Origin of the sequence: Pontibacter sp. H249, from assembly GCF_037892465.1 — a bacterium.
GTDB lineage: Bacteria > Bacteroidota > Bacteroidia > Cytophagales > Hymenobacteraceae > Pontibacter.
In genome coordinates this window covers 107427-121818 of sequence record NZ_JBBKTR010000009.1, presented here as the reverse complement: position 1 = coordinate 121818, position 14392 = coordinate 107427, and the positions used below count along the sequence as shown (strand labels likewise).

The 14392-nt window shown below is 45.9% G+C and carries 12 protein-coding genes; 7 read left to right on the top strand and 5 right to left on the bottom strand.

The features are described 5' to 3' along the window. Window positions 1–90: 90 nt before the first annotated feature. Window positions 91–1590, bottom strand: coding sequence for a GH3 auxin-responsive promoter family protein (locus tag WG943_RS12695; RefSeq protein ID WP_340409579.1), 1500 nt, complete (start codon window positions 1588–1590; stop codon window positions 91–93). Window positions 1591–1752: 162 nt separating this feature from the next. On the opposite strand from WG943_RS12695, the gene WG943_RS12690 reads away from it, so the two are divergent. Both WG943_RS12690 and WG943_RS12685 read left to right on the top strand, forming a co-directional pair. After that, a complete protein-coding gene (locus WG943_RS12690; protein WP_340409509.1) occupies window positions 1753–2187 on the top strand; it encodes an OsmC family peroxiredoxin in 435 nt (144 codons plus the stop codon). A gap of 51 nt (window positions 2188–2238) precedes the next feature. Continuing rightward, window positions 2239–2751, top strand: a complete 513-nt coding sequence (locus WG943_RS12685) for a hypothetical protein (protein WP_340409507.1) — start codon at window positions 2239–2241, stop codon at window positions 2749–2751. A gap of 69 nt (window positions 2752–2820) precedes the next feature. Here WG943_RS12685 and dnaA read toward each other — a convergent pair whose 3' ends face one another. The 3 genes from dnaA to WG943_RS12670 form a co-directional block, all read right to left on the bottom strand. Further along, window positions 2821–4245 carry a chromosomal replication initiator protein DnaA gene (gene dnaA, locus WG943_RS12680; protein ID WP_340409505.1) on the bottom strand — a complete coding sequence of 475 codons (1425 nt, stop codon included), beginning with the start codon at window positions 4243–4245 and terminating at the stop codon, window positions 2821–2823. A 106-nt stretch (window positions 4246–4351) separates the two neighbouring features. Then, window positions 4352–5284: a bifunctional metallophosphatase/5'-nucleotidase gene (locus tag WG943_RS12675; protein ID WP_340409503.1), complete on the bottom strand. Its 933-nt coding sequence runs from the start codon at window positions 5282–5284 to the stop codon at window positions 4352–4354. A gap of 12 nt (window positions 5285–5296) precedes the next feature. After that, window positions 5297–6052 carry a 5'-nucleotidase gene (locus WG943_RS12670; protein WP_340409501.1) on the bottom strand — a complete coding sequence of 252 codons (756 nt, stop codon included), beginning with the start codon at window positions 6050–6052 and terminating at the stop codon, window positions 5297–5299. Between the two features lie 174 nt (window positions 6053–6226). Here WG943_RS12670 and WG943_RS12665 point away from each other — a divergent pair, with 174 nt between their 5' ends. After that, window positions 6227–7639, top strand: coding sequence for a T9SS type A sorting domain-containing protein (locus tag WG943_RS12665; protein ID WP_340409498.1), 1413 nt, complete (start codon window positions 6227–6229; stop codon window positions 7637–7639). 58 nt (window positions 7640–7697) lie between these two features. On the opposite strand, the gene WG943_RS12660 is transcribed toward WG943_RS12665, so the two are convergent. After that, a complete protein-coding gene (locus WG943_RS12660; protein WP_340409496.1) occupies window positions 7698–9005 on the bottom strand; it encodes an amidohydrolase in 1308 nt (435 codons plus the stop codon). A gap of 357 nt (window positions 9006–9362) precedes the next feature. Here WG943_RS12660 and WG943_RS12655 point away from each other — a divergent pair, with 357 nt between their 5' ends. From WG943_RS12655 to scpA, 4 genes are all read left to right on the top strand, one after another. Beyond that, window positions 9363–9743, top strand: a complete 381-nt coding sequence (locus tag WG943_RS12655; RefSeq protein WP_340409494.1) for a YkvA family protein — start codon at window positions 9363–9365, stop codon at window positions 9741–9743. 90 nt (window positions 9744–9833) lie between these two features. Next, a complete protein-coding gene (locus tag WG943_RS12650; protein ID WP_340409492.1) occupies window positions 9834–11660 on the top strand; it encodes a methylmalonyl-CoA mutase subunit beta in 1827 nt (608 codons plus the stop codon). Between the two features lie 3 nt (window positions 11661–11663). Then, on the top strand, window positions 11664–12104 hold the full coding sequence (locus WG943_RS12645) for a YybH family protein (RefSeq protein WP_340409490.1): 441 nt from the start codon (window positions 11664–11666) through the stop codon (window positions 12102–12104). A 145-nt stretch (window positions 12105–12249) separates the two neighbouring features. Then, window positions 12250–14391 carry a methylmalonyl-CoA mutase gene (scpA, locus tag WG943_RS12640; protein WP_340409485.1) on the top strand — a complete coding sequence of 714 codons (2142 nt, stop codon included), beginning with the start codon at window positions 12250–12252 and terminating at the stop codon, window positions 14389–14391. Window position 14392: the final 1 nt, after the last annotated feature.

Genomic DNA, 14392 nt, shown 5'->3' with positions numbered 1-14392 from the left:
AGCAGTATAAGGCAATTTGATGTTCTTTTGTTTGATAAATCTGCTTCGAAAAAGCTAATGTATAAACTTGTTAGATTTACATTAGCTTGATTAATCACTCTTCATAGCTAACAGCCCTTCTGCCAGTTTTCTGTCGTTGCTCAGGCGGGGCACTTTGTTTTGGCCACCTAGCTTGCCCTGCGACTTCATGTAATTCCGGAAGGCACTTCTTGGCAGCTGTGTCAGCTTCAGCTTTTGCAAAATGTTTCCAGCAATCAGATCGTAGTAATAGGTGTTAAGTTTCTGTAGTTGGTCATCTAGTTCATCGGCGAAGGCAACCTCGTTAAGCGGCGGCTTTGCAAATTCTACCAGCCATTCGTGGTACGACTGTCCCTGGTCCTGGCTCACGTAAGGTGCAACTGTAAATTCGGTGAGCTCTACCTCCGGAAACTTTGCCATTGCTGCTTTCATGGCTTTTTCTACTTCCTCGCCAATAACATGCTCGCCAAAGGCAGAGATGTAGTGCTTAATGCGGCCACTAACTACTAGCTTGTATGGCTTTACTGAAGTAAACTTAACCGTATCGCCTATAGAGTACGCCCATAAGCCAGCATTGCTGCTAACTACCAAAGCATAATTCACACCAACCTCAACTTCGCCAATGGTTAAACGGGTAGGATTCTCGTTAAAGTACTCCGAAACAGGAATAAATTCGTAGAAGATACCCGTATCAAGCAACAGCAGCAGACTTGGATCGCTTTGTTTGTTCTGGAAGGCAAAAAAACCTTCTGATGCCGGAAAGAGCTCAATAGAATCTATCTGCTTACCAATAGATTCGAACAACTTTTTGCGGTAAGGCTCAAAGTTTACGCCACCGTATACGAATAGGCTGAAATTCGGAAAAATATCTTTTACCTTCTTACCCGTCTGCCGCATCAATTTATCGAAGTACATCTGCACCCAAGGCGGAATTCCGGAGATCAAGGTCATGTCCTGATCTATGGTTTCTTCGATAATCTGGTCTAGCTTTGTTTCCCAATCTTCGATGCAATTGGTGCGATAACTAGGCAGTTGGTTGGTGCGCAGGTAGCCGGGCACATGGTGGTTGGCAATGCCAGACAAGCGTCCGGTCTTTATGCCTCCAACTTCCTCCAGTTCCGGGCTTCCTGACAGGAATATCATTTTCCCATCCAGAAAAGCAGATTTTCCCGTTTCGTTTACATAAGCCAAAAGCGCATCACGGGCTCCGTTTATGTGGTTAGAAATAGAGTCTTTACTGATCGGAATATACTTTGTACCAGATGTGGTTCCGGATGTTTTAGCAAGATAAAGCGGCTTGCCCGGCCATAGAATGTCCTTCTCTCCTGCTTTAACTTTATTAAAATACTGGCTCAGGCCCTCGTAGTCGCGTACTGGCACAGCTTTTACAAAATCAGCGTGTGTTTTTATGTTGCTGAAGTTGTGGTCGTGGCCAAACAGGGTGTTCTGAGCTTTGTTAATAATCTTCTGGAAAACTGCCTGCTGTGCCTCCACCGGGTTATCAATCCAGTTCTGGTGTTTTTTAAACACATAGGCAGCAAGCGGTTTGCTTAACAATGCTTTTACACCCATACTTCTTTTTTTTCGTCTGATGGTAAATATAGCCAGATAAACCTGTATTGCCATAGCGTCTGCCAATTTCAGGCATTTGTTAATTTTAAATTAATACTTTTCTGAAACCTCTGGCTCTGATTCCCACTATTGTAAGGGATACACTATAAAAAATAAAAAGCTATGAGAGAGCATCACGCAGAAGCAACCTGGAAAAAAGGCCTAAAAGACGGCACAGGTAACGTAAAAACAGGTAACGGCACTATAGAGTCGAATTACAGCTACGGCACCCGATTTGGGAACGAGACAAATGGCACAACTCCCGAAGAATTAATAGGGGCGGCTCATTCTGGATGTTTTTCTATGTTTTTAAGTGCCTTACTTGGTAAAGAGAGCTACACCCCTGATTACATTCATACTAAGGCAAAAGTAACCCTCGGAGAAAAAGACGGTGCACCATTAATAGAACGTATCGACCTGACTGTGGAAGCCAAAGTTCCTAAGCTAACAAATGATGACCTGCAGAAACTGGCGCAGGAGGCAAAGCAAAAGTGTCCGGTATCAAAAGCTCTTGCGGCTATCCCAGAAATAACAATGCAGGCAACTTTAATTGAATAATTTTTTATATTGCAGGTAAGACAAACTGAAGTATAACTAAATCACCCCGAAATGGCAGTACCTGGTAGTAGTAATGCGCGATCTACGTTGATTGTGCAGCTAAGCCCAACAAAAAGTGCAAAGATCTCCTTTACAGTACAAATTATACTTACACTTTTCTGGCTTGCATGGTCTGTAATGCTGCTCGTAACTGATAGCGGTGATAGCGGACAAGGCTACCTGTACTATGTTTTCTTCGGGTTAGCCTTGGTCTTTTTTACATATGTGGTGCTGCAAAACACTTCTATTTTTGGGGTGCAGTCTTACATAGAGGTAACCCCACAATACATTGTGCAGAAGTATGGCGTTTTCCGGACGAAACACATTATTTCTATTCCTGATATTGCAGCTGTACATGTATCGCCGTATGCTTTGCGGATTACTCTGAAAGATGAATCTAAAGTATACATGGATCTGAAACAGGTACGCAAAAAACGTGATCTAGAAAAAATCAGGAATAAGATAAAAGATATTGCCGCTGTTAATGGCTTTGCACTTTCTGAGTCAACTGCTAACAGACCATAACTAAACTAAAAAGAGAGCGGGCCATATTTTGCAAAGTATGGCCCGCTCTCTTTTTATACTTTATACTTTCTAACCAGCCTTAGACTTAAACTTCTTCTGAAGCTCCTGAATGCTGGCTTTAAATTTCTTGTCTGTATCAATTAAGTCGGATACTGTTTGTACCGAGTGAATTACCGTACTGTGGTCGCGGCCGCCGAAGTGGTAACCGATGGACTTAAGCGAGTGGCTGGTAAACTCTTTGGCAAAATACATGGCCACCTGGCGCGCCGTTACGATCTCTTTCTTACGCGTTTTGGCCTTTAGGGAGTCCAGGCTTACCTGGAAGTACTCAGCAACGGTTTTCTGGATGAAGTCGAGGTTAACCTCTGTTTCTACATCCTCAATAATATGCTTCAGGGCCTGCTTGGCAAGCTCCAGGTCAATTTCTTTGCGGTTAAGCGACGACTGCGCGATCAATGAAATAAGAACACCCTCGAGTTCACGCACGTTGGTATCAACGCTGTAAGCCAGGTATTCTACCACGTTATCCGGAATATCAATACCATCGCCCTGCATCTTTTTCTGGATGATAGCCATACGCGTTTCGAAGTCCGGGCTCTGAAGGTCGGCAGTCAAGCCCCACTTAAAGCGGGATAATAAACGCTCTTCTAATCCTTTCAGGTCGCGTGGCGGACAGTCAGAGGTCATCACGATCTGCTTGCCGGACTGGTGCAGGTGGTTAAAGATATGGAAGAACATTTCCTGAGTCTTCTCCTTGCCGCTTAAGAACTGCACATCGTCGATGATCAAGATATCTACCAGCAGGTAAAAGTTCGCAAAGTCCTGTACGTTATTTGTTTTCAGGGACTCGATGAATTGGTTCACGAATTTCTCTGACGAAACGTAAAGTACAAACTTCTCGGGGTTGCTGTTTTTGATTTGGTTACCGATAGCCTGCACCAAGTGTGTTTTACCTAGTCCTACGCCACCATATACCATCAGCGGGTTAAAAGATGTGGTACCTGGTTTGTTGGCTACAGCATAACCCGCAGAACGAGCTAGGCGGTTACAGTCGCCTTCGATGTAATTCTCAAAAGTATAAGCCGGGTTCAACTGCGAGTTCAGGAAGTTACGGTCAATCGTCTTCGACTCGAACGGGCTTTTGATGAAGTTCTGCTCAGGGCGGTACGAGTTAACTACAGCCTGTGGTATCTTTTTAGTTGGGATGTTTACCGTTTGTGGTTTATTAACCTCGTTGCCGCGGTCCACAATAATGGAGTACTCCAACCGGCCCTCGCTGCCCAACTCCTGGTAAATCACCTTCTTAAGTAACTGCACATAGTGCTCCTCCAGCCACTCGTAAAAGAACTGGCTAGGCACTTGTATGGTAAGTACACTATCGCGCAAGGATATAGGCTTGATCGGCTCGAACCAAGTCTTAAAACTTTGTTCGCCAATGTTTTCCTTTATCACCTGCAGGCAGTTACTCCATACAGTCGTACAATCTTTAATCATCCAATTTTCCAAAACTCACTAAGATTAGTTTGGTGAAACCAACCTCCTTTTATCGGCAGGGGGGTTACAAATTTGCTTAAATATATGTAAACAAAAAATTATTTTTTCACGAAGTTGTTACAGGTGTGTTTACCGGCAAAAGGGCGGTTCTCATATCTGTCTTTTTCTTAGAAGATTTGTTAAACGAGAAGTCGATGCGGCCCAGGAAAATACCCGACCAACCTACCTGGTTTACAAGTGTTTCGTGGCCGCTGCTATGTGGCACTACAGTAGGCTCATCCAGAAAAGTATGGGTATGGCCGCCAAGTATAAGATCGATGCCCTGCACCTGCTGAGCCAGCTTCAAATCATCTATTTTACCGCTCTCATACTTGTAACCTAAATGTGAAAGACAGATAACAAGGTTACACTTTTGTTTATCGCGCAGCTCCTGCACCATTTCACGGGCAACCGCCACCGGGTCGTTGTAAATTGTGCCCCCAATGTTGTTGTCGCCTACCAGCCCCTGCAGCTCAATGCCCAGCCCAAAAACGCCAATGCGTACACCCTGTTTCTCGAAGATCTTATAGGGCTCGAAACGGTTCTTCAATATTGTCTTTGAGAAATCGTAGTTGGCCGACAGGAACGGGAAAGCTGCATGTGGTAGCATCTTCTCCAGCCCCACCAGGCCGTTGTCGAAGTCGTGGTTGCCAAGGGTGGCAGCATCATACTTCATGTCGCTCATTAGCTTGTACTCTAGCTCACCACCAAAAAAGTTAAAGTATGGCGTGCCCTGCCATATGTCGCCGCAGTCTAACAGCAACACGTTCTGCTCCTGCTTCCGGATCTGCTCGATCAGGGTTTTACGCTTGGCCATACCGCCCATACCGCCATACTTTCGACCATCATCCGGAATAGGATCAATGCGTGAGTGCTGGTCGTTGGTGTGCAGAATGGTAAGTGTTATACTTTGCGCAGCGGCAGCCGAAAACGGAACACCAAGTAAACTGATACCAGCCGCCCCTACTGCTGTTGTTCTTAAAAAGTCTCTTCTTTTCATGATGGTTTATATTTAAGGGAGGATGGTTACTCTGTTTTGCACTTCTGCTGTTACAGGTTTGCCTGCAGCTGTTAGTTGCCTGATTTGCTGAAGTATAGCATCGCGCAGCAGGAAGCCTATTTTCTCATACTTCAATGGTTCCTTCAACATGGCTAGTCCGTCGCCGCCGCCAGCCAGGTAGTCTGAGGTTACCAAAGTATACTGTTGCTTTAGATCCAGTGGCTTGCCGTTTATCTTTATGTCTGTTGCCTTGCTCCCAGCTACTGTATAGGTTGCGTTATTAATTACCACAAACTTTTTCTCGGCAGCATAATCGAACAGCTCTCTTACCTTATCACTGCTTAGCGTTAGCACCACCAGCTCGTTCTCGAAAGGCATCAACTCAAACACATGGCCTGTTGTAATATCTCCTTCCGGCAGCGGAACACGTAAACCGCCATTGGTTGTAAGCGATAGGTTTATGGGCTTATTATAAAGCGGCTTGCTCTGCGTTATCTGCAGGTCTGTTACAAAATTACCCAACGGCGACTCATAATCTCCTTTTTGCAAAGCCTTTGGTGCTGTACCAACAACCTCCGACATTTTAACGGTTACTTCCTGGCGATAGGGCTGTATCTGCGCCTCCATCTGTGGGTCTGCTGAGATGGTGTTATCGACTGGAACATCGGTATTAGTTAAGCTAGTTGAGGCTACAAAAGTGCGCTGGCAGGCTCCTATGCCGAGCACTAATAAAAGCCCACTTATGTAATGCAGGGTATTTCGTTTCATGTATTTGTGTAAAATCTGGCGCAAAGTTACCAGCCTCCTCAACAGCAAGCAAACAAGGTAAGTTCTTACACAGAAATTCTACAGCGGTCTTTACCATACTTTTAGCACAATTTCAACAATATCCATATCTAATTTTCAGTTAATATTGTATATTGTGCATAAACCTCTAGGCCTATGAAAACCAGACTTTTACTCCTCTTAGCAGTTGCCATACTGCTTGCTTCAAATTCTGTTTCTGCCACGCATATAAATGGAGCTTACTTTAGCTATAAAGTTGATCCGCAGAACCCACTGAAGTATAAATTTAAGTTTACTTTATTTTCTGATGACCATTCCAATGCAGATGATCCTGTTGTCCAAATAGGCATGGGCGACCTTACACAGGTTACAGTTCCTAATACTAAAAAGATATCATACCTTAACTCCAACAGCATTGAGATTTTTGAATGGGAATACACTTATGCTGCACCCGGTAACTACATGGTGTACTGGATTGGTATAAATAGAAATCCAAGTCTTATAAATGCTGGTCACCCTTCTGATCAGATGACCCAGTTTATTTATTCGCAGGTAAAAGTCGGTCAGACAAGCGTTAATTATAATAGTGCAGAAATCATTGTACCCGCTCCTCTTGAGGCATTTGTAGGAGAGCCTTTTAAAATGAATATGATTGCCTACGATGCCGATGGCGACCGACTAACTTATGAACTGGTCCCTCCTAAGTATACTGATGAAAACTTTGTACCCCAGAACCTGCCTGGTTATCATGTTCCTGCGGGGTTATACATTGATAAGTTTGGAGAACTGCACTGGCAGACGCCGCCTAAAATAGGCCCTGACAGTTTCGACGAGTATGCAATTGCCGTTAAAATTACAGAATACAAAGGGGATCAGCCGGTTGGATATACCATAGTTGACTTAAGCATTAGAGTGAGAGAAAGGCAAAATTACCCTATTGTAAAATTATTGAACAGAGACAAGTTAACCGTAAACTACGACGGCTCTGTGTATGCCAGACAAGAACAGACGCTCAAGCTTGAGTTCTTTGTAGAGAAAACAGCCAATAGTACTTTTCCTGTGTACGCAAAGCAGTTTAGTGATTTAGACACACTTGATCTGGCAACCCCTGAATTTGCGGCCCGCGACTCTGCTAATGGCCTGGCTATAACTTTAAGATTAATCCCAACTATAAATATAATACGCAACGAGCCTTACATTATTGGTTTAAGAGGGGCCTCCAGGATTAATATGAACCCTAGCGCACGAAATCAATTTGCCTATGGCTGGGACTTTGTGAATGTATACATCGGAGCACAGCAGCCAACTTCATCCGGAGACTTGACAGACAAAATCAGCCTGTATGTGTACCCAAATCCTGCTGCAGATAAGCTTATATTGGAAGGAGACAAGCTGCACGGAAGCCAGCTGAAAATATACAATGGCAACGGTCAACAAATTTTTACCTCTGAGCTAAAAGCAGGTAAGAACACAATAGTACGCCCTGCACGTGTGCCAGCTGGCATGTATGTGTACCATATCGTTTATGCAGGTCAAGTATTGAAAGCAGGTAAGCTGGTGCTTGAGTAGCAGGAAAAGTATAGCCAAGCCAATAAAAAAAGCGGAACTGTTGAGGCTCCGCTTTTTTTTACTTTTTGCTGTTCATATAATTCAGCGTAAGGTTCGTTAAGGTCTTCACGCCTAGTTTCATTCCGCTTTCATCAATATAGAAATCTGGCGTGTGGTGTGCAGGTGCAGTAGCAGGATCCTGGCCTTTTTTCATGCCGCCTACAAACAGGTACAGCCCCGGAATCTTTTGCTGGAAGTATGAAAAGTCCTCGGCGCCGGTCATGGCGTTCATTAGTACCACCTTGTCTTTACCGGCTGTTGCATGCAAAGTGGGCAGTATTCTTTCTGTTAAAGCAGGATCGTTGTATGTTAAGGCTGCTGCCTCCCTTATCTCTACCTCTGCTGTAGCACCGGCACTTTCAGCGATTTTGGTTGCTGTAAGTCTGATCTTATCATGTATCTTTTGCTGCATTCCCTTATCGAGTGTACGGATGGTGCCCTCCATCACCACCTCTTCCGGTATGATGTTGTTGCGCACGCCACCGTGTATCTGGCCTACCGTAATCACAGCGCCATTTTCAGTAAGCTCTGTCTGGCGGCTGATGATAGTTTGAAGACCATTGATGATCTGTGCTGACACCACAATTGGATCGACGCCGTTCCAGGGGCTTGCTCCGTGTACCTGCTTGCCTTTTACTTTGATAGTGAAAACATCTGCTGCAGCCATAATACCAGCAGGCCTATACTTTAGAGTACCAACCTCTGTTTGAGAGTTGATGTGCAGACCAAAAATAACCTCTGGTTTGGGCCCTTTTTCCAGTACACCTTCTTTTACCATCAGGGCAGCGCCTCCCTCCTCTCCGGCTGGCGGTCCTTCCTCGGCCGGCTGGAACACAAACTTCACAGTACCTTTTAAATCAGCTTTCATACTTGTTAGTACTTCGGCAGCGCCTAGCAGCATGGCAATGTGTGTGTCGTGGCCGCAGGCGTGCATTACCCCTACTTCCTGCCCATTATAAACGCCTTTGGCTTTCGAGGCAAAAGGCACATCGGCACGCTCTGTGACGGGCAGTCCATCGATATCTGCCCTTAAGGCAATTACAGGCCCGGGTTTTCCGCCTTTCAGTACACCTACCACACCGGTTTTAGCTACACCGGTTTCAACCTCGAGGCCCAGCTTTTTAAGGTGTTCTGCTATTTTCTCTGCGGTTTTTACTTCACGGTTGCCCAGTTCCGGATGCTGGTGGTAGTCGCGGCGCCATTCTATTACCTGCGGCTCTATTTTATCTGCCAGGGTATTTGCTTTGGCCAGCAGCTTGGCATCCTGTGCCATGGCAGGAGCCGTTAGCAAGCCTAGTACGGCTAGTATAATTCGTTTTGTGCTCATCAGTTTACTTTGTAGTAAGGGAAGTATGAAGATAATGAGTTAGATGTAATGTTGGAAGTATGAGTGGGTTTTATTTGTAATGCCCTTCTTAATTCTTTTATACTTTCTTGATCAATGAAGTTTTCTAGTTATTAGCCAGCTTTTCGGCTGAGCTCTACCTCCGGAAAACAGCAGCGATGCAGAGAAACGAGGCCTCCCAGCCTAGTAGCTAACCAAAGCCAAAAATGAAAAATAGACAAATAAGACTGAAGAAAGGCAGTAGCTCCAAAGAGCAGCAGTTATAAAGTATAAAATAAGCAAAAGCTAAGAATCACTACTGAAGTCTTCCAAAACCACAAATCTCCCGTACAAACTACTATGCTTCGGAAATGGAAAGAGATAGTAAAAAAACTTAAAGAAGACATTTATACTTTATACCTCGCCTCCAGAGACCCACGGGTGCCTTTTGCCGCAAAAGTAGTACTTATTGTTACGGTAGCCTACGCCTTCAGCCCAATCGACCTGATTCCGGATTTTATACCTATAATAGGTTATCTTGATGATTTGCTGATACTGCCGCTAGGCATCTGGCTTTCTATAAAATTAATACCGCCCCGTGTGCTGGAGCAGTACAGAAAGCAGGCCCAGGAGCAAATACTGGAGCGGAAGCCAAATTATATAATGGCAGCAGTTATTGTAATCATATGGCTGCTCATCGGTTACTGGGTTTACCAGGCATACATGGACCAGATTAACTAAAGTATAGCTTTTAGAAGATATACAGCTCCTGCAGCACTAAAACCTTACGCAGAAAAGATTATCTTTACATCAAAATACAACAACAGCACGATGACGGAAGAGCAGAAGCTATTTTCAGAATTCAACCCGGCCACAGCGGCTGACTGGGAGCATAAAGCACAGAAAGACCTGCGCGAAACACCTCTCGAAAGCCTTACCTGGCACACCTACGAAAATATCGCTATCAAGCCATTTTACGCGAAAGACGATATTGCCAACCTGCCCACTTTAAAGCAGCAACCTGGCCAGTTCCCGTACCTGCGTGGCCGCAAAACCACCGACAACACCTGGAAAAACATTCAGGAAGTTAACGTTACAGGAAACGGTAGAGCAGCCATAGACAAAGCAGCTGATGCTCTTTCGCGCGGAGCAGATGGGATACATTTTATACTTCAGAGCCACACTGATTTGGATGCCGCCTATCTTATCGAAAGTATAGATCTGGCGAAGTATAGCATCAGTTATACTTTAAAAGAGCAGCCGCAGCAGTTTCTGCAGCGCCTGTATACAGCGTTAGAGCAGCGCCAGGTATTGCCCCAGAACCTGCATGGCTTTATAAATTTTGACCCCGTAACCGTTAAAAGCACTATAACCGAAGATGAAAGCAATGCTATTATAGAAGTGCTTAACCTGGCAAAAAACAGTCAGGACTTTTATGGTATTACCGTGAGCGGTACTAGTTTTAGCGGGATTGGTGCGTCTGTTACTCAAGAAGTGGCTTATACGCTAAACGCAGCTGTAGCTTATATAAACAAACTGACTGATGCAGGTGCCCCGCTGGAAACTGTGCTGGCTAACATGCAGTTTCTAATGGCATCAGGCACAAACTACTTTTTCGAGATAGCTAAACTGAGAGCTTTGCGCTTGCTATGGGCTGCCGTGGTAGAGGCTTATGGTGCTAAACCAGAACTTGCCGCAAGCTTGCGTATCCATAGCGTTACCTCCAGCTGGTACCAGACTACCCTCGACCCGTACGTGAACATGCTGCGTACCACAACCGAAGCTATGGCTGCAGTTATTTCAGGCTGCGATTCTCTGGCCGTTACACCTTACGACAGCACTTTCCAAGCGTCTGATGAGTTTTCGGAGCGCATTGCCCGCAATGTTTCTATCATACTTAAAGAGGAAGCCTATCTAGACAAAGCCATAGATCCTGCTGCAGGATCTTATTACCTGGAGTCGCTTACCAACTCATTGGCTACTAAAGCTTGGAAGTTATTTAAAGAAGTAGAGGAACGCGGAGGTTTTGAGGCTGCCTATGACGAAGGCTTTATACTTGGCACCATCACAGAGATTAGTCGCCGCAAGTTCCGGAACATAGCCACAGGACGTGAGGTTTTGGTAGGCACAAATAAGTACCCGAACCCAAAAGAGGCAATAGACTACGACCCGGAAGAGCTTATCCAAAGCGATATCTTTGACACAACCCGTGCAGCTTACCCAACAGAGGTAATGCGAATGGCCACAGAATTGCACCTGCGTAAGCTGCAGCGACGTCCGAAAGCAATTATCGCAGTTATCGGAGAAGCAGTACAGCGCCACATCAATGCTACTTTTGCCCAGGAGTTCTTCTCTTGCGCCGGCTTCGAGACACACGTACAGCAGTTTACCACCGTAGAAGAAGCCTCCGAGAAACTGGAGAGTACTTCTGCTGAGGTAATGATCGTATCATCTTCAGAAGCAGCTTACGTTCGGGAGTTTGGCCCACGGCTTCGCAACCACCATGCAAAGCCCACCATTATACTTGCCGACGATCCGCAGCATATGAAAGATGAAATGGTGGCTAATGGTTACCAGGAGTTCATTTTCGAAGATTGCGATATGTCTACCATACTGGAGTTAGTCCAGAGGCGCCTATACAACGGAGAAGAAAATTAACGCATGCGAACAATCACGTTAACAATATTAGCAATGGCTACTGCAACTATACTTTCTGCTTTTACCATGCCCAAAGGCGATGCCGTACAAGAAGTAAAACAAGCTCTGGAAGGACAGATTTCCGCTTGGAACAAAGGCGACCTTGAAACAGCCATGACTTTTTACTGGAACTCTCCGGAGATGCTTTGGATAAGCAAGAACGGCACCGATAAAGGCTATCAGGAAGTATACGATATGTTCCTGCAGGACTTTAAAGACCGTAGCAAAATGGGTGTTTATTCGTACGAGCCGCTGCACATCGAGCAGGTTTCTAAAGAAGCTGTATACTTTGTGTTCCGCTGGAAGATTGAGTTGGACGGCAAACGCTTGATGGGTGGTGTTTCGTCGCAGGTATGGAAAAAGCTGGATGGCCGTTGGGTGATAACATCCGAGCATGCCAGTTAGATAATAACTGAATGGGTGGTTGAGTGACTTTTTTTTACACTTATAAACTCATTCTAAACTATAAAAGGTAAGACTGAATTTTGATGAGCGAATGAATTGATTAAAGATTCACTCATTCACTCCATCACTCATTCAAAATTAAAATATGAAGCCTGACTTTTCTAAAATAGATATAAACAAAGTAGCTGCGGCAAATGGCAGCCCTGCACCCGCTGATGCGAAAGTATGGAAAACACCGGAGCAGATAAAAGTGAAGAGCTTTTATACTGCGGAGGATGCCGCCCACTTTGAGCACCTGGATTTTGCCGCTGGCCTGCCGCCATACTTGCGTGGCCCTTACAGCACCATGTATGTGCAAAAGCCTTGGACCATCCGCCAGTACGCCGGCTTCTCTACAGCTGAAGAATCTAACGCCTTTTACCGCCGCAACCTGGCCGGAGGGCAAAAGGGTCTTTCAGTAGCCTTCGACTTGGCTACGCACCGTGGCTACGACTCCGACCACCCCCGTGTGGTAGGCGATGTAGGCAAAGCCGGTGTGGCCATCGACTCCGTGGAAGACATGAAAATCCTCTTCGACCAGATTCCGCTGGACCAGATGTCGGTATCCATGACGATGAACGGTGCCGTGTTGCCAATTATGGCCTTTTACATTGTAGCCGCCGAAGAGCAGGGTGTGAAACCGGAGCAACTGAGTGGTACTATCCAGAACGATATCCTGAAGGAGTTCATGGTGCGTAACACCTACATCTACCCACCGGAGCCAAGCATGAGAATCATCGCCGACATTTTTGAGTATACTTCTAAAAAGATGCCGCGCTTTAACTCCATCTCTATTTCGGGATACCACATGCAGGAGGCCGGAGCTACAGCAGATATTGAACTGGCTTATACTTTGGCGGATGGCCTGGAGTATGTGCGTACCGGTTTGCAGGCAGGTATGGATATTGATGATTTCGCGCCGCGCCTGTCGTTTTTCTGGGCTATTGGTATGAACCACTTTATGGAGATTGCCAAGATGAGAGCCGCACGTATGCTGTGGGCCAAGCTGATTAAACAGTTTAACCCGAAAAACCCAAAATCGCTGGCTTTAAGAACACACTGCCAAACTTCTGGCTGGAGCTTAACCGAGCAGGACCCGTTCAATAACGTGACCCGCACTTGTGTGGAGGCCTTGGCTGCTGCCTTAGGTGGTACGCAAAGTTTGCACACCAACGCTTTGGACGAAGCTATTGCCTTGCCAACGGACTTCTCAGCGCGCATTGCGCGTAACACCCAAATATACCTGCAGCAGGAAACAAACATCGCGAAAGTTGTAGACCCGTGGGGTGGCTCTTACTACGTAGAGGCGCTTACGCACGAGTTGGCTCACAAAGCCTGGGCACTAATTCAGGAAGTGGAAGAACTAGGCGGTATGGCGAAAGCTATCGAAACCGGTTTACCAAAGATGCGCATCGAAGAGGCCGCTGCCCGCAAGCAAGCCCGTATCGACTCAGGTAAAGACATTATTGTTGGTGTCAACAAGTATAAACCGCTACAAGAGCAGGAAATCGACATTCTGGATATTGACAACACAGCAGTGCGTGAATCGCAGTTGCGCCGTTTGGCCAATGTAAAAGAAACCCGTGATGAAGCCTCCGTAACTAAGGCACTAGATGCTTTAACAACAGCAGCTCAGTCAGGGCAGGAAAACCTGCTTGACCTTGCAGTTGAAGCAGCACGCCACCGCGCCACTTTAGGCGAGATTTCAGATGCATTAGAAAAAGTATACGGCAGACATAAAGCAGTAATCAGAGCCATTTCAGGAGTGTATTCAGCAGAAATAACCGACGACGAAAACTTCCAACGTGCCAAAGCCTTGGCCGATCAGTTTGAAGAGCTCGAAGGCCGCCGTCCACGCATCATGGTTGCTAAAATGGGCCAGGATGGCCACGACCGCGGCTCCAAAGTAATTGCTACTTCCTTCGCCGACCTCGGCTTTGATGTGGATATAGGACCACTGTTCCAGACCCCAGCCGAAGTAGCCATGCAGGCCGCCGAAAATGACGTGCACGTGGTAGGCGTAAGCAGCCTGGCAGCCGGGCACAAAACGCTGGTACCGCAACTCATCGAGGAGCTTCGTAAGCTAGATCGTGAAGATATTTTAGTTATAGTTGGGGGCGTGATTCCGGCACAAGACTATGACTTTTTATACCAGGCTGGCGCTGTAGGTGTTTTCGGCCCAGGCACTATTATTTCGGTAGCAGCACAGAATATTCTGGAAAAGCTGATGGATCAAGTGAAGAGTTAGG